17 protein-coding genes are annotated in these 15281 nt (G+C 41.6%); 1 reads left to right on the top strand and 16 read right to left on the bottom strand.

Translation table 11 applies throughout. From position 1 onward, the window contains the following. Positions 1-451 precede the first annotated feature (451 nt). The 9 genes from CTT30_RS22750 to CTT30_RS22710 form a co-directional block, all read right to left on the bottom strand. Positions 452-868 (bottom strand): hypothetical protein, encoded by a 417-nt coding sequence (locus tag CTT30_RS22750; RefSeq protein WP_252035340.1) that lies wholly within the window; start codon positions 866-868, stop codon positions 452-454. After that, positions 865-2979, bottom strand: a complete 2115-nt coding sequence (locus CTT30_RS22745; protein WP_252035341.1) for a site-specific integrase — start codon at positions 2977-2979, stop codon at positions 865-867. Before CTT30_RS22745 ends, CTT30_RS22750 begins: the two co-directional genes overlap by 4 nt. Further along, complete coding sequence (locus CTT30_RS22740) at positions 2976-4916, bottom strand: hypothetical protein (RefSeq protein WP_252037866.1); 1941 nt, start codon at positions 4914-4916, stop codon at positions 2976-2978. The genes CTT30_RS22745 and CTT30_RS22740 overlap by 4 nt, the downstream gene beginning before the upstream one ends. After that, positions 4909-6357, bottom strand: coding sequence for a site-specific integrase (locus tag CTT30_RS22735; protein WP_252035344.1), 1449 nt, complete (start codon positions 6355-6357; stop codon positions 4909-4911). Before CTT30_RS22735 ends, CTT30_RS22740 begins: the two co-directional genes overlap by 8 nt. A gap of 61 nt (positions 6358-6418) precedes the next feature. Continuing rightward, positions 6419-7585, bottom strand: a complete 1167-nt coding sequence (locus CTT30_RS22730; RefSeq protein ID WP_252037864.1) for a DNA cytosine methyltransferase — start codon at positions 7583-7585, stop codon at positions 6419-6421. Positions 7586-7882: 297 nt separating this feature from the next. Continuing rightward, positions 7883-9304, bottom strand: coding sequence for a DNA cytosine methyltransferase (locus CTT30_RS22725; RefSeq protein ID WP_252037863.1), 1422 nt, complete (start codon positions 9302-9304; stop codon positions 7883-7885). Further along, positions 9288-9458, bottom strand: coding sequence for a hypothetical protein (locus CTT30_RS22720; RefSeq protein ID WP_252037860.1), 171 nt, complete (start codon positions 9456-9458; stop codon positions 9288-9290). Before CTT30_RS22720 ends, CTT30_RS22725 begins: the two co-directional genes overlap by 17 nt. Positions 9459-9492: 34 nt before the next feature. Continuing rightward, complete coding sequence (locus CTT30_RS22715) at positions 9493-9792, bottom strand: hypothetical protein (RefSeq protein WP_229631549.1); 300 nt, start codon at positions 9790-9792, stop codon at positions 9493-9495. Then, positions 9789-10058, bottom strand: coding sequence for a hypothetical protein (locus CTT30_RS22710; RefSeq protein WP_252037858.1), 270 nt, complete (start codon positions 10056-10058; stop codon positions 9789-9791). Before CTT30_RS22710 ends, CTT30_RS22715 begins: the two co-directional genes overlap by 4 nt. Before the next feature lie 304 nt (positions 10059-10362). Between CTT30_RS22710 and CTT30_RS22705 the strand changes: the two genes are divergently transcribed. Next, complete coding sequence (locus CTT30_RS22705) at positions 10363-11232, top strand: hypothetical protein (protein ID WP_252037856.1); 870 nt, start codon at positions 10363-10365, stop codon at positions 11230-11232. A gap of 65 nt (positions 11233-11297) precedes the next feature. Here CTT30_RS22705 and CTT30_RS22700 read toward each other — a convergent pair whose 3' ends face one another. From CTT30_RS22700 to CTT30_RS22670, 7 genes are all read right to left on the bottom strand, one after another. Next, on the bottom strand, positions 11298-11708 hold the full coding sequence (locus CTT30_RS22700; protein ID WP_252037854.1) for a hypothetical protein: 411 nt from the start codon (positions 11706-11708) through the stop codon (positions 11298-11300). 12 nt (positions 11709-11720) lie between these two features. After that, a complete protein-coding gene (locus CTT30_RS22695; protein WP_252037852.1) occupies positions 11721-12290 on the bottom strand; it encodes a hypothetical protein in 570 nt (189 codons plus the stop codon). Positions 12291-12423: 133 nt separating this feature from the next. Further along, positions 12424-12858: a hypothetical protein gene (locus CTT30_RS22690; RefSeq protein ID WP_252037850.1), complete on the bottom strand. Its 435-nt coding sequence runs from the start codon at positions 12856-12858 to the stop codon at positions 12424-12426. 11 nt (positions 12859-12869) lie between these two features. Further along, the gene (locus CTT30_RS22685; protein WP_229631528.1) at positions 12870-13187 is read right to left on the bottom strand and encodes a hypothetical protein; all 318 of its coding nucleotides are present in this window, start codon (positions 13185-13187) and stop codon (positions 12870-12872) included. 51 nt (positions 13188-13238) lie between these two features. Then, a complete protein-coding gene (locus tag CTT30_RS22680; RefSeq protein ID WP_252037848.1) occupies positions 13239-13547 on the bottom strand; it encodes an ASCH domain-containing protein in 309 nt (102 codons plus the stop codon). 50 nt (positions 13548-13597) lie between these two features. Further along, entirely contained in the window at positions 13598-13738 is a 141-nt protein-coding gene (locus CTT30_RS22675; protein ID WP_252037846.1) for a hypothetical protein, read from the bottom strand. A gap of 55 nt (positions 13739-13793) precedes the next feature. Then, on the bottom strand, positions 13794-15134 hold the full coding sequence (locus tag CTT30_RS22670) for a hypothetical protein (protein WP_252037844.1): 1341 nt from the start codon (positions 15132-15134) through the stop codon (positions 13794-13796). Between the last annotated feature and the right edge of the window lie 147 nt (positions 15135-15281).

Here is a 15281-nt window from a genome sequence, read left to right as displayed (position 1 = left end):
GAGAAACGATGACGAGTACTTCAACCTTGAACGAGATTTTGTTCTACATAAAAAAGTCAAATTTAAGCGAGCATGGGACTCTAAATGATAAAGGAGCAGAAATTAGTTTGCCAACATCGGCCAATCCGATCTCAATCAGCAAAGAAAACACCGTTCCTATAAGAACTATGCTTTTTCTCAGCTCACCTAGATAATTCTAGATATTAACCATTATAGTCGATGTTACATCTTTAAAGATTCATAACAAAATTTATTGCCCTTCAACACAACCTGACTTTTTCTTCACTACTCTAGGGAGGGTTATTCCCGCTTAGAAGAATCTGATCTGATTATTGATTAGATTACTATGGTTGGCAGAGAACATGTAGCTGTAACATAGGTTAAGCGAACCACATTAACATAAGAAAAACTTAAAGCACTACCCAATTTTTATTTTGAACACTGCAATCGGCTACTTACTAGGATCTATTCTAATCACTTTATTCGAATCATAGAGCTGTTTTTCTAGTTCCCTTAGCTTTGTAGCAAGCAACAACTCACGTGCTAGAGAGTGCTCCAGAAGAAGCCTGACCCGTTCTAATTCATCTTTGTAATAATTTGCTTTGCGACTTTCACGTCTTATAGTCTCGGCTTTAGATAAAGTCGTGTCTTTACTTTCCTCTTTAAAAGCATCAATCAGAGAAATAATCCCCTGATGATTCGGGCGTTTCCTCTTAAGATACCCACTATCGAAACCAGCCTCCTGAGACACGATTGAAGGGGTTAATTTACTTGGAGCAATACCGAAAAACTTAGAATTGTTCGGCTTACCTTCCTTTAGGCGCTCAAACGCTTCATAACATGCCTCTAATCCACTCTTTACTGTCATGTTGTATCTCCTTCAGGTGAAAGGTATTCACGTTCAATACTGTACTTTTTATATCGCAATAAGTCTTCCAACTCTAACTCCGCAGATAAAAACTCGATAGAGTTTGGTTCGTAGCATTGCAACTCTCTCTGAGTTAAAGCAATTAATTTTTCAATATTACTTGATGTTATAACAGCGCATTTACTACTGAGACAGTCTGCAAATTCTCCTAAAATTGAACATTCACAAGTTTCCGTATTAGTGCATCCACCAAGCAATGTTTTTCTATAACTCATCTCTCCGTTATGAACTCGTTGCGCAGTTTCTTCCTTGAGTTTTTCAACTAAAACCTCGCCATTCCTAAGCTTGCTCCTTTTCCTCTCTAAATACGCTCCTGTCTTACCATGCAAGCTAACATCTTCATCTAGTAAGTCAGTTAGAAGAGCCTCAGCTGTAGCAAGTGACATTCCTACCTGAACTTCATATACTATGTGATTTAATGGCAGTACGTATTTACCCTCTGCTACATCGTAATGACCGAAAATCGTTTTTACATTCTCGTTGTTACGGCTGTAATACTTAGACATCTCTTGCGATAGGTGTTTGAATTGTCGCATGAGAGTGGGCAGTGATACGAACCCACTATTTACTGCGTAAAATGCGAGAGAACGCCTAAATTGATGAGTCGTAAGTGGCCAAACACACCCACACTGATAGGTTGGTTCTAATGAAAAATTTCGACTAGGATCACTTGCCTGCAAAACGTCATAATCATCTTCCGTAATTTTAAACTGTGGTTTACAGAGGAACGTCTTTGCTGTTTCCTTTTTATGAGCCGTTATTTCTAACCTTTTATTACCCAGTTCGCTTTTCTTGAATATCGCCATCGTACTTACTAGTAAAGGGCATTCATCAGCTTTAACGCCAATCATTAAAGCGTAACCTCGAACAATTCTACGGAGTACATAAATCGCATCCAACACTACAGGGTGGGCCAACCAAGAATCCTCTTGTTGGTACCCCGTAAATTTGGTTGTTGTTGACAATAACTCTACCGACCTAGCAGGAACCAAAACGTTACCAAGGTGATCCTTTATAGAATCTTCAAGAGGCCGATTAATAACGCAATCGTACCTTAACCTATTTACTTCATCATTCCGCATTCCCGTATAGAGATGGATTAATGACTTCATCTCATACTGAATACGGGTCAATGCACCGTTTAGTTTCGCCCTACCATTAATCTTGTAATCAGAATGAGAGAATAAGTCATCCAAACCATGAGCGAAAATCGCCTCCTTGATAGTTGGCCTGACAACAGGGCTTTCGATCCCTTGCTCACGTTGTTGCTTTCGTTGTGCCTTCTTATTCAAACCATAAAACGGATCTGAAAACTCCTTTATAAATGCTTCCAACCCTTTTGTTTTTGCCTTGAGGAATTGCACTCTTTCTGTAAGAAAGTTAATCATCTCAAGGTAGATTCTTGTGGGAATCAAAGGGTGTTGGTTATGGTCGAGCTGCTCATGCATCTTTGGGTCATTGATAACCAAGTAACCAAGTCGTTCGTGGCCGACGATGTTGAGATGATTCAAAAGTGCGTGGATGACCTGTCTCCTTCGCTTGTTATCTATAGTTTTGACAAAAGCAGCCAAGTAAAATGGATTTGAAAACAATTCCGATAAGCACAGTCGTCCAAGCATACGGTTTTCACCGCTATCTATACAAAACTGTGCCGCATGCATGGTGACATTGTAGTATTTCATTAGTGAGCTAACAGATAAAGAACCATTAACACCAGACCTGACATGATACATGAGGACAAACATTATTTGCTTAACCTCATTAATTAGCTCTAGATCTTTACCTGGTTGATTAGTTTTAATCAACTTTCCAAAGCTCATTTTATAATTACCGCTAGCAGCCAATCGATAAGGTTTTAAATCCCAGTCCATCTGGCCGTAGTAAGCTGTAACTTTATTGCTTCTGTCACGACACAGGACGAAATTATCTGGAATGTGATTACCTAATGCGCTGTCGAATATATCCGGTGCAATAAACTCTTCACTACTCAATTTTTGAGCTGCCAAAGCCAAGAGATAACAACGATTTTGAATCACTTTCGGGTCGTTCACGGGTTCATCCCATTTTGCTCTTCAAGAAATATTAAGCCTAGAGCCTCATATCTTTGAAGTCGATTTTCCCAGTACGGGGTAAGCTCTCCTAGTTTAAATACCCGGTCACTAATTTCGCTGACTTTTTTACAGCCTTTTGGGGATTTCATCTTAATTTGATGAAGTATTTGTCGGACCCTAGCTGATAACAGTAAAAAAAGCTCATTAGCCTTATTTGCATCAGAAACGCCATTGAGCACGCCCGTTACAATGTAAAGCAGACTAAACAACTTATGGATATCGTCATCATCATCGGCATGGCAAATATAGTTAATACAAAAAAGACATCCATACTGCTTTCTACAATCCGGTTCAATAGGGGGAGACTCTATTGCAGACTGTGGGCGCTGAAAATCATCACAATGACCTGCAGCAATGGGGCGATGTTTGCAGTCTTGGTCCTTGTAAGCGTTCTGAACTACATGTCTTGATGCCTCATACGCAGCCTCCCAAAAACTTGAGAGTTCGTTTTGGGCTCTCTCTGGAGATACCATCATATAATGGCGCTCGTTAGTCTGTTCTGAGTGGTTTAAGACTTGAGCCACTGTATGACGATCAACATCCGGTTGCTCATGTAAAAAAAGGCTTTTTGTTTTTCTAAACTGGCGAGATGTCAGCATTTCAAAATCTGAAGGCATGAATATACCGATTATCTTTTTTCGCTGAAAGCTCCTTATATTTGCTTCAGATACAGAAACAGGCTCCCAGTCTTTGACCTTCAATCCAAAAAACAATCGACTCTCTTTTTTTCCGTCCAGAACCCATTGTCTTAATTTCAAGTATTTTCTGAATAACGAAACGGCCCCAGCAGCAATATCATATTGCACGGTTTTTCCAGCTGCTCTAAGTTTAATAGCGCGATAACTTTTGTTTGTCAGCGACTTATCGAATTCTAATTTACCATTAAATTCTAACTGTGCTATTTCGCTTGCATATGCACCAGTCAACATCATAAACAACATCTGATAAGACTGCATAGCTGTACAGGCAAAGGCTCGACGACATTTCGCGCGAGGATCTAGGTTTGCTTGTGCAAGACGTTTATTGGAGCGTTTTAAGTTCTCCCTAAGCTCGCTTTTTTTCTTATTTGGACGCTTATCAAAATACTCTTTTTCTGTTGCCATCCTACCCAATTGGTGGTTGTACACATCGGTAGAGCGATTACAGTAGGGTGTAACTCTATGTGTAGCATATGGAAATATAAAGGTTGTATAGTCAGGCATTCTCAACTTAAAAGGGAGCTTCTTTTCATATATGAGAAAACTCGTCAACTCTTCAGCCAGAGACTTATAAATGTTGAAAGCATATTTTAGATCAGCACGTTTGCGAGGAGCCGTCACAGAAACACTACCATTAAATTTCACTGTGTTGCCAACTATGTAATCACTTATCTGTTTTCCAAAATGAACCTGAATCAAAAAAGCAATGTCCACTTGTTTGATCTCAGCCTGCCTCGGTGTGATTTGATTGCTGGTAACCTGATGTTTAAGTTCTTTAGATATCTCTCTATACACTACTTCCGATTGCTCGGTGTCCTTCAAAAATAATTCTGCAAAACCACGCTCTTCTATGTAGTTGAAAGCACCTCGTACTCTTCCTATAATGGCAACTACGGATTTCTCTTGATACCCTTTTGTGACGATATAATCCATCAAAGAACGCAAAAAATTACGCCTATGTTTTATCAAAGACTCTTCTACAACAAGGTATGGATTTTGGTTTTGGCCATTTATGTATTTTCTCTTAGCGTAAGCAATTGCTCCCAAGTCCATAGGTAGCTTCTTCCCTCCGTTAGGTAAAGAAACTCTAAGTTGCTCCGGGTAAAGATATTCATTTTCTACTAGATCACGTAAGGTAACGATTACTGTTTCTCGTACAACATAATTCGCGTCAGACACTCCCCCCCCCCCTTTCCATCCCATATAAATCAAATACCCTTTCTTCATACTTTTGTTGAGCAGAAAGTCTATTGTCAATCCCATCAAATAACTTTAAGTAATGCTCAGTAGTGGCTCGTTCCGAATGATGTAATCGCTTTTGCACCATAGAGATAATGTCTCCATCTGTAGCTAGTCCTTTTGCAACAAGAGGTTGAAGAAAACGATAATAACGAAGAGCGTAGGTTGCTCTTAACCAGTGAAATGTAAAATCATCTGGAAATACTTCATTAGAATAACTCTGCAACTTCTTTTTCATATAAGATGTATTACGTCCTTGAGGTCTACTCTTCTTTGTCTTATATCTTGGATCTGACTTAGCCATGTAATGAGGCTCACCCTCTGGAGAAAGGAAAAGGTACATATCCTCTCCACATAGCACGTCACCATTCTTCGATAAAAACTTATTGCGCCGTTCTCTAGCTTTTTTACACTTTGCATATGTACAAATTTGTGCTGCTAATGACGCAGGGAAGTATAGAGTTTGTGGTTTATTAAATTTCGTATCAATGCCAGTACCTGGACCAGCTTTAAGCATGTACGTTTTATCTGGTAAGAGCTTGTCAGAAGAAAATGCGTCCAAATGTTTCATTCGCATGGTAAGAATAGTTTGTTTACGTGAACCTGTATGCAACGCTATATAGTGTATAAGGCGTTCATCAACCGAAAATACTTTGGTTTGTAAAACCCTCAGCATGTCTTCCAGTTCTGCATCACGCAAAGGTCGAAGATCTTCGCCATACTCCCTAACACAACCAATAGGAACTGGGCTAGCTTGCCTGCTGATCGCTAAGCTCTGGTGACGCTTCTCAACGTTAACCCCATAACTTCTTCCATGCGAATTCTTAAAGAACAATCGTACAGACTCAACGGTGTCAACTCTTTCAAGATCTATCGTTGAGTTTGGTTGTATAGAAAGATATTTGTAATAGTCATAAACGACCTTTGTTCTTTTATTCAGGCTAGCTCTGGCCAAAGCTCCGTTATCTACGTGCTGTAACAATTCAAAAAAATATTTATACGTAGGTCTTTGGGGCTTACGACCTACAAAATTCGTATGATCAATATTGTGATGCTCGCAGAATATCTTGTAATCGAGCAGCATACTTGCTCTTTGTCGTAGAGCATCAGAGACGGTATAGCCCTTACTGTTTTCTCTAGCTGCGGAGAATAAAAAGACATTAGCTTCGTCCCAAGGAGAGCCGTCTAGATTTAACAGAAAGGGGAATAAATAAATGTCATGCCTTTCATCGAAAGCCAAGTTGGGTGTCACAAAATATGACTCTCGATCTTCACACGACTTCAATATCGATTGCTTACTGATTGGAGTAGAGCTTATTTCCGCATAAGTGTTTCCTACATGACGAATAAGCACAATCCTCTCATTTTTGGACAGCTCCATGGGACAACCTCCTAAGTGCGAACAATCAAAGTGTCAATCCTCATACATCATACATGCACTGTCAATCTGGAAGATCCCAACTATTTGCGTAGTCGCGCAAAATAACCCCCACCTTAGTCTCGTTGCCGGAAAGCAGTTGACGCTTAAACCCTTTCCCCTGCTCTGCATCCCTACGAGCTTTGTCATTAAGATATTCGTGAGTACCCCAGCTTGATTCTGGGATGTCTTTTTCTAGAATGTCTGAAACGAATTGCGATCGCTTGACAACATGGCCAAGATCGAAAGATAAGCCATCAGCCAGCCCTTCAGAGACAGCTAAAAACCAGTATCTAGGGCGGTTCTCAATCGTACCTGTGTCACTGCCATCCAAAATACGCTCTAGGACTTTGTAACCAAGTCGTTTCAGTTCCTGAATAAGCAATGTGTAGATTGATGAACCCTTAGCTTCGTGCACATTTTCACTGACCAATATAGCGGCGTTCGAGCTTTTTATAGCATTGACAAGACCGAATAAGGATGTTGCGCTTTCATGCTCTTCTGGCTTGAGTTTATGCCGACTTCGCCCCGCTTTTGATAAACCCGTACAAGGCAATGAAAAACTAAGCAAATCGACATCCGTGAAATATTGGGACTCAACCTCTTCTACCTTTCCTACATAAAATGATGTCGTATCGTTAATCGCCCATGAGTTTTTCGCGGCTGATTGAAGGTAACTAAGGTTGCTATCAACAACCCAGCACAGGTCACCTTTGATGCCAGCTTCGGCTAGTCCATCATGAACGGCGGTCGTTGATATACCCCCACCAGTACATATACTCGCTTCTTTCAGAGTGCCCTTTTTCAAGTTAGCAATACACTGAGCCTCTCGCTGACGCTTAGCCTGCTCTTCGTGATGCAAAGTGATGGTGATCTTATTTACTGAAAACACCACCTTGATGCGAGCACCCCTGCCAAACCATTCATCAAGCAGTGGTATTTTAAGGTCAATGATCGGCAGCGTTCTACCATGCCTATTCCTGCCGGAAACCCGACCTTTTCCATTTTCATCCGGCTCTAATACTAGGGAGTTGTTCACCTTTTGATATGTGTATCGCATGCCTTTAGCAAAACCTGCTAATGACAGCTTCGCACCCTCAATCCAAAGTCGAGGTAGTTCTTTGTTTTCACCGATACCGCTATAAGTAACATCAAGCGTTTCCGCTTGCTCATTCAGCTCTTGTAGATTCAAAACTCTTCTTCCAATGAGTGCTAATTATGAATTACGTGCTTCAAAGCTAGTTTTTTAATAAAACCAACAGATGCAAAGTCTTAGCTAATGAACAGAGTTTGGATAGGCAGGAAGGGAGTGGGTGGTAGCTGCGACACTACCACCCATCTGTCCACCCCAATCAAACGAGAAAAAAGGTGAACGCTGCCAATTCTATGCCCAAACAAACACTGAATCAAATAACAAGAAAGAAACACATGCCCTAATGGATATCACGGCAGATAAAATCAGCGCGTGCATCCCTTATCAACGGGTGTTTTAAGCCACCTGTTCAACAGTTAAATGTGTGACATTGTCACGGATGGAGTTAAAGTATTTCCCGAGAAAGCCGCCAAAGTTGAACCAAGCGCGAGGAGAAGGCCCATTGCCAAGCATTCGTTGTACATGTGTTGAGTTCCCGCGACTACTGACTAATGGATGTTTACCACTAATAACATCTGCGAGAACCTTCCATAGAGATTTAGGGACTTCCCTGATCCTAGAGTGTTCTAGAGGCGTGATTAATCGCTGTAAACCATTCTCTGCGTATTCAGGGTGAGCGACCATCGCAGATGAAATTCGTGGTGATGCATAGTTAGCGGTTAAAGTAGCAACTTGGTCTTCATCGCCAAACAATAAGTTGTGCTTAAAATTCAGTTTCGGGTTATGTTGCTTCTTGGTCACATGCTCCATCTTGCTCCACCGCCAGCTATCAAGCGGCACATCCTCACGAATGTCATTAAAGCATTGTCTTTCAACACTCATCGGCGCTTGAAATAGCCCCGGTCGTAAAGGTGGAAGTCCATCAGAAATAATGGTTACGCAAGCACGCTCTCGTATTTCAAAATCACCATTTTCGTAACCGCTAATTTTAGTGCTCTCTACTCTATATCCATATTCTTTGAGCTCGCGACTCATGATCGATAATGTTTGGCTAGATATAAAAAGTGGCGTGTTCTCAATTACAACTAGAACGGGGTTGAGCTGAACTAGCATTGAGATTAGCGAGCAAAATAAAGTTCCCGCAATTGGATGATCTAAGTCTCGCTTGTCTGGTGGACAAAGTGTTGATTGGCCAACGCATGGATAGCCAACTTCTACAATATGGACTGGGTTAAGAGTACTTAGCGGAACTTGTCGCATATCCATTGCAAATGCCTGGGCATCATCAGTCTTGTTTTCCCAGATCGGGTTTCCCTCGACCTGTAATGCGACAGCGAGTTTGTCATTATCAACGGAGTATGCCATCTCTACCTCAATCCCCTGCTCCTGCATTCCCCTCGCTAGATGATAGGCTGTCATCCCCAAACCAGAGCATAAAGAAGCCTTTCGCAGTGGTGTACCGTTATCTAGTGCTTTCTTTGCGGATAGCTCACGCGCAATACGCTTTGCTTCGTTTATTGGGATAGTGATGAGAAGGACGCCTTCAGAGAACGTAACAGTAACGCGTTCTACCCCTTTTAGCTTCGTACCCACAGTTTTGTTTCGCAGCTCAATCAGCTCGCCACGAGATGTGTTCATAACCGCTCTTTCACCATCTGGTTTGAGTTCTAGCTTAAAGCCATCCCTATAATCCAAAACATCAAAAGCAGCTCCAGAAACATAGCCAACCCTACGCAGTTGAGATGAGTTTTTGATGTAGATGCGTCCTGCGCCATTCGAAAGGTGCTTTACCGAGTAAGTTTCAGATACTTGCAGCATGTTCAGCTCCCTCAACGCACTGTCTATGGGCAAGTGCCATATATCCTTCACTGTTATGCTTAATAACTAAGGCGTCTTGCTGTATTAACTCTTCACAATAAGGGCAAGCAGGAAAGTAACCTGCATCTAACGTTGTTACTTCTTGAATATCCATTTAAAACTCCAATAGTTTTTAGCTGGTGGTATCACTAAATAATTTCAGCTCGAATCGTGTCGCATCTTAAAGCGACAGCTTGCGCCATTAGCAATGAGTTAGGGGAGCCTTTAAGGCGGGACATCGTTAGATTGCCTCGTTCCATAGACACTATCTCCAACTCAGGCAAGGTATGCGCTTGCGGTTCTACATATGTAGTGGGCTGTGTAGTTGAGTAACTCACCTCAACATTGATGTTTACCGAGCGTAAAACACGGGCCAGCTCATATGTTGTGTATGTTGAGCGGATAAAACACGTTATAGCTTCAGGGAAATCGATAGCACTATTTTTCATAGAGTATCTCCCATTGAGAGATCGCCTCTTCGGGTGTTAAACACAGCTCGAAGCTCATTAAAGGAGTTACAAGAGTAGAATCTTTTGACGTTTTGCCACACCAGCACTGAGTTTGATGTTACTGGCATTCCTGACTGGCTACTTTTCAGTACTAGTGTCATACAAAATGGACACGCTTCACAATCTAACCATCCAGCCATTTTCTGCTCCATGTGGGCTGACTTACCACAGTTAGAGCATTCGCCGACTGTACTTTCCTCTTCCATAGAAATCGCTACCCCTTAAAATTAACTGACCATATCAATATAGCACAAACAAATTAGCTGTAAAGGTTCCTTTGGCAAGTGTTATTGATAAAACTATTAAATAGGATTATTTTTAATAGGTGTTACCAATAAGTGAAGGGATCTTTAAGTGTCTGTTTAATGACATTAGTACGGTTGGTGTGGTTGTTGAGCGCAAGATAGTCAAACAAGCAATAACAATTAAATGAGTAAATTAATATAGCGCAAATCTCTAACGTGAGTTACACTGCTTATGAAAATGTCAGAAAACAACTTGGAGGTCCGCGTGATCTATTTTTACTCAAAGTCGCTAGAAGCGACCGGTGTCTTGCACCCGTTAAGTAGTGATGAAGAAAAACAAATTCATTCAAAAGGCTCATCAGGTGGCCAGCTGCGACCTAACCGATTTCGCTGGTGTCACATCAAGCCTTATATGCTGCACACCAATTGGTTCAAGAGTGACAATGGCGTAAGCATCGCTCTCCACAATGAAGAAGCGCTAAACGGGTACACTGACATGCCATTAGGCACTCGTTTTTTACAAAGTGAAAACACACTGTTTTGGTCCACTCAGGCGAAAAAACAGCTACTTCGCTATCTTTACCACCGCCAGCAGTTCATGAGTGGCGATGATAAAAACAAGCAGGAAAGCAAGGAGAAAAAAGAGATAGCCAAATCTCGCTTCAAACTGGTAATGTCATATCGCCGTACGAATAGAGGCTTATTGACACCGGTATTAATGCCAATGTTTTTCAATAAAAGTGTGCTTACCCTCCTCACGATCATCCATAAGATAGAATCCATTCGAGCCACTTCCGCTCGTTACAAAAACTCACGAGCAATCGAGAGAGGCATTCGAAACTATTTAGAAAGCCTTCTACCTGAAATATCCGTACTGCAAATTTCCAAACCGAGTACTAATGACATCATCACGGCGTTAAAATTGGAAATATTTGAGCGCAGCGCCCAATACGTATTGGATGACTTAGGAACCGTTCAGTGCATTCATGACACAAACAAGTTAGCAGGCGTTCTTGAGGCATTCGGAAAAGAAGTTAATCTGGTGCACCTTGAGAGTATTGAAAGGCTTAATTCAGCCCCGAATCTCAAAAGCGAAATACGGCTTATCACTGAAGAAGCCCTGACTGAAATTTAGTTTTATTGGTCATATATCAAAAGGCCGCTATATATAGCGGCCTTTTCATCACAGTCTAATAAGTTCTACTCTCTATTTTTCGGGAGCTTCTCTTTAACCTTCAATATTAATACGATGATGAGGCTAGCCACTAGTAGAGTCATCATCACGGCCATAACTGAACTGGCAGCCGACAGGAAGGCTCTTAGCGATTCATAAGCGATGACTTTTGCATCAATGCTATGAACCACCTCTTTGGAATCCTCATTACTGGCAACCGGAAAGATATAACGCTCCAAGTAATGAAGTGAAATACCGCCCGATAGTGAACTCACAACGATAATGACGGATACAATCTTCTGCCAGCTCTTAACAACCAGAGCGCCAAAAATTCCCTCGTAGGCAGATATCATGGTTGTTCGCATGAATATTACAACAATGACACCAAAAGACAGTGCCGACAAAAAAACGAAGAATAATAGAGATAGCTCTTTCATGCTGCCCTCACGTTAAAACAGAGTAACGTATGAAACTTCACTCGAAAAAATGTTAAAACTAGGATCGGCAGAACTCGTTTTGGTGTAGCCTGGCTGCGACTTATGCCCCATGAATGAGGTTTTTGTCTCGGTCACTATAGGAAAATGGTCTTCTACACCATTTTGAAATGACACTCTGTATCCATCGAGACGTTTCATATCCAGCGTGACCAAAACATGGTTGTTCTTTTTCTCCGCTACCGTCAGGGTGGACATGCAATCTACCTGCATCTCCTCATGTATGTATTCAACATTACCAGTACTATTGTCCGTAATCTTCGTTTTAAGCGCGTTGTAGCCCTTAAATTCAGGGCATAAATCATATTGGTAAGACTTGTTAAATTCACTAAAATAAATTGTGATAGAGCGCTCAACGGTTTTCTCGTCGATCCCTTTGGCCAAATAGTAGTAAGCGCCTACCGCATTTTCCTTATCCCCCCTTACAATATGTTTCTCTGGGTTCGGTACGAAGGTGTCATTCTTTTCCATGCTGGCGCAACCAGAAAGAACCAATAAACCCGACAGGCATAGGGTACGATACATAAAAATCTCCTTTTTGATATACGGTGCCTAGATCACTTAAATCGAACAATGGCAGAGCTAATCACCGTGATTTAATAAACAATGAACCATTATTGAATGGTGTTTAGGTGGTTCGAGACTTCGCAACGTGAGGTCACCAAAATCTCTCCATAGCAATTCGTTCTCCATCCTCGATACGTAACCTATGCTTATCGAAGAATTCTTGATACCTACTCATTTGTCGCTCACAAAAGTTGTTGAGTTCTCGCTTAGGCAAGCGTGGGGAATACACATGAGTAATACCACTATCAATTTCTCCGATCATAATCGTTCCATCTTCAAAACAGGCAGCAGAAGAACCGACCATATCAGAGGCCATACTTATAAAATTCATGTCCCTGTCGCCAAAAGCTAATTCATGGCGACCAGCTTCATATGAACGCCCTGGAATGATGAGTTTACTGCCATCAATGAAGGGCGTATCTTCAACTACGAATGTGCGGCCATCATGCACATAAACATCATCAGGAGTAAGCGAAAGCGGGTTTACTTGCTCCCATCTATCGTATTTAAAACACTCTACCAACATATAAACCCCGTTTACTCTGGCTCGTGTTGATCTAGACTGAAACATTCAAAACACTGGCCATGAGGCGAGCCCAAACATGCCTCACAGCTAATGAAAACTTTCATTTCTGGTTCAGGAAGTAGCTCAACCTCTAGCCCTAGCCGCTCTTTCAGATAGGAAGCTGAAAACCCTTCTGGAATATGATGCTCAAAAGCAATATTCCGGCACCACAATGCGCCATCAATTTGTCCATCGATGAGCGGCTGAATATTCTTGTCTAGAACTTGCCTCGCGTTTGCATCCATTTCTCTGGTCAGTTCTTCGTAAAATTCTTCTTCTGATTGTTCCATAGGTTTATCCATGTAGTGATTACATCCAACATGCAGGTTTTGCAACTAAAGTTAACTCTCACCAAAATAAGCAATGGTTACTGTGTCAGCTGAAGTAATTTCAGTTCGATACAATAACCGGAGCTCTTCTTTTAACTCACTCAAGTTCGAGAAACCTTCCATTGCCGCATGTATATCGTCAAGCTTTCCGAATGTTGTTATTTCAACTTCTCGAATGGTGGAAATAAAAGACAATTCCAGGCTACGACAAGTTAATAAAACCTCCCCTTTGTAATAAGAGCGCTCCCCCAAACGTATTGTTGAACGCTCGTCCTTGAACAACTTTTGATAATTGCTAGGTGTAAATGGAATCTCCTGCATAACGAATCACGCCTCAAGCTAACTAAACATCACAAGAGCGAAGAGCTAGGCTAGCTTTTGAGACCCAATGTTAGGCAAATTCTGGTAGCAAACATGACTCCTTCTGCCTTTCGAGCATTCATCCAAACACCAAGCAATGTGTCACTGGTGAACTCTTGTCTATCCGAGTGGCGTGTTAACACGTATTTCATATTGTATTCCTCCACGTTCTATTAAGGAGCGAGCACCATTGCTCGCCAGTTTCTGTCAAACTAATATGTATGGATCTTGATAGAGGCTAATGCCCACTTTGTTTTCGCTTTTGAAGGGGTAACTATGGCTATAGTTGTAAGTGAAGTTGTTTTCACCCACCTGATTGATTTCGATAGAAAATCTCTGTTGCTTGGCGTAACGCTGACTAACTTTAATTGACGTCTTGCATTGCTGTTGCAATTTAAATAGTGCTTTCCATAAGGAAACGGCTGACGTAGGTACGCAGCTTATTTCCCAGAATACTTTATTGTCGAATTCTCGCTCATCATGTCGTTGAATATTCCTACCGTGCTTGAAGTCGGTAATGTTGAACCTAAAGGAATTAGCAACGGAGGCTTGTTCAATATCCATGGCGATGGATAGCAATTCCTGTTTCGTTGCTTGGGGCATCGTGTTGCTATGCCGAGAAATCCGAATCGCTATATCTTCTGGATTGAGCTCTTCGTTGTTGGTGGTTTGAGTAATACACGCACAAAAAGTATCTAACAATCTCTGGCCTTCGACGTCTTGAGGTTCGCGCTCTCCGTAAACAAGACCATTGAGAGTATGCCCCCACTCCTTTAGAAGCTTAGATCGAAGTTGTCTGATTGCTTTGCTGATGGCACTGTCGATATTCAGTGGCCACTTAATGAAATCCAGTTGCGATATCTCTTTTTGGGAAAACTCATAGCCTCTACATATCAACTCATCCCTCACTTGCTCAATCACATCACACCCGAAATCGTGACCGATTTGAGAATTAAACTGAGTGCCATCACAGGAATTTAATGCCGCAGGCAGGTGCTCTTCTATCTTGGAAAGAAGCATAGCTGTAGTGGCGTTCGTTAAGTCTTGAGGAAAGAGATAGGAGCGATTTGAACGTTGAATGGAACTGTAAAAAACAGCTTTCGAGTCCAACAATAAATCTCTTGTTATCTTTAATATCTCACCTGGATTAAGTGCAATTTCGGGCTTTTGAGATTGCCATAGCACCCCATGTTTATATCCCAACATGAAGTGATGGTTCCCACTCTCTTTAATCCCTTCTATTTCAGGTAAATATTTTGAGTCTTCCGGTAGTGTTACATGCTTTGACCCGATGACACATCCCATTTCGTAGAGCAAATGTTTACTCTCGTCGGGGCATTTACGACAGTCATCGGCTCCTATGCCTTTAATTCCTTTGAGAACCAATAGCTCAAGTTCGACTTCTGCTATCGCGATTAGAAGACCAGTTGTGTCGGCACATTTGTAACGCCAGCAACTCTGATCTTGCGCTTCAACGACATTGCAAAGCGCTCTCTTGTATTCCTTGGACTTAACAAAACAAATGGGGTCATCCAAAATTCCGTTCATTCGGTGTCCTTTCGTATGATACATAGGGTTCACAATCTATGACCTATGGCTAAAGGCCATGGTCGACCTTCGTACATGTATCCGAATTGAATACAACACATTGGCCACATAAAGATCTTTATAGAACAGAAAAAGATCATGTGATAT

The sequence above is a fragment of the Vibrio coralliilyticus genome, assembly GCF_024449095.1.
In the GTDB taxonomy this organism is placed as follows: Bacteria; Pseudomonadota; Gammaproteobacteria; order Enterobacterales; family Vibrionaceae; genus Vibrio; species Vibrio coralliilyticus_A.
This window is presented reverse-complemented; position numbering and strand designations above follow the sequence as displayed.

What these genes read in the sequence shown, in the direction of transcription:
- CTT30_RS22695 (WP_252037852.1), bottom strand. Translation starts at nt 12,290, where the DNA reads ATGTATCGTACCCTATGCCTGTCGGGTTTATTGGTTCTTTCTGGTTGC.
- CTT30_RS22690 (WP_252037850.1), bottom strand. Translation starts at nt 12,858, where the DNA reads ATGTTGGTAGAGTGTTTTAAATACGATAGATGGGAGCAAGTAAACCCG.
- CTT30_RS22675 (WP_252037846.1), bottom strand. Translation starts at nt 13,738, where the DNA reads ATGAAATACGTGTTAACACGCCACTCGGATAGACAAGAGTTCACCAGT.
- CTT30_RS22700 (WP_252037854.1), bottom strand. Translation starts at nt 11,708, where the DNA reads ATGAAAGAGCTATCTCTATTATTCTTCGTTTTTTTGTCGGCACTGTCT.
- CTT30_RS22725 (WP_252037863.1), bottom strand. Translation starts at nt 9,304, where the DNA reads ATGCTGCAAGTATCTGAAACTTACTCGGTAAAGCACCTTTCGAATGGC.
- CTT30_RS22750 (WP_252035340.1), bottom strand. Translation starts at nt 868, where the DNA reads ATGACAGTAAAGAGTGGATTAGAGGCATGTTATGAAGCGTTTGAGCGC.
- CTT30_RS22720 (WP_252037860.1), bottom strand. Translation starts at nt 9,458, where the DNA reads ATGGATATTCAAGAAGTAACAACGTTAGATGCAGGTTACTTTCCTGCT.
- CTT30_RS22680 (WP_252037848.1), bottom strand. Translation starts at nt 13,547, where the DNA reads ATGCAGGAGATTCCATTTACACCTAGCAATTATCAAAAGTTGTTCAAG.
- CTT30_RS22670 (WP_252037844.1), bottom strand. Translation starts at nt 15,134, where the DNA reads ATGAACGGAATTTTGGATGACCCCATTTGTTTTGTTAAGTCCAAGGAA.
- CTT30_RS22710 (WP_252037858.1), bottom strand. Translation starts at nt 10,058, where the DNA reads ATGGAAGAGGAAAGTACAGTCGGCGAATGCTCTAACTGTGGTAAGTCA.
- CTT30_RS22715 (WP_229631549.1), bottom strand. Translation starts at nt 9,792, where the DNA reads ATGAAAAATAGTGCTATCGATTTCCCTGAAGCTATAACGTGTTTTATC.
- CTT30_RS22735 (WP_252035344.1), bottom strand. Translation starts at nt 6,357, where the DNA reads ATGGAGCTGTCCAAAAATGAGAGGATTGTGCTTATTCGTCATGTAGGA.
- CTT30_RS22685 (WP_229631528.1), bottom strand. Translation starts at nt 13,187, where the DNA reads ATGGAACAATCAGAAGAAGAATTTTACGAAGAACTGACCAGAGAAATG.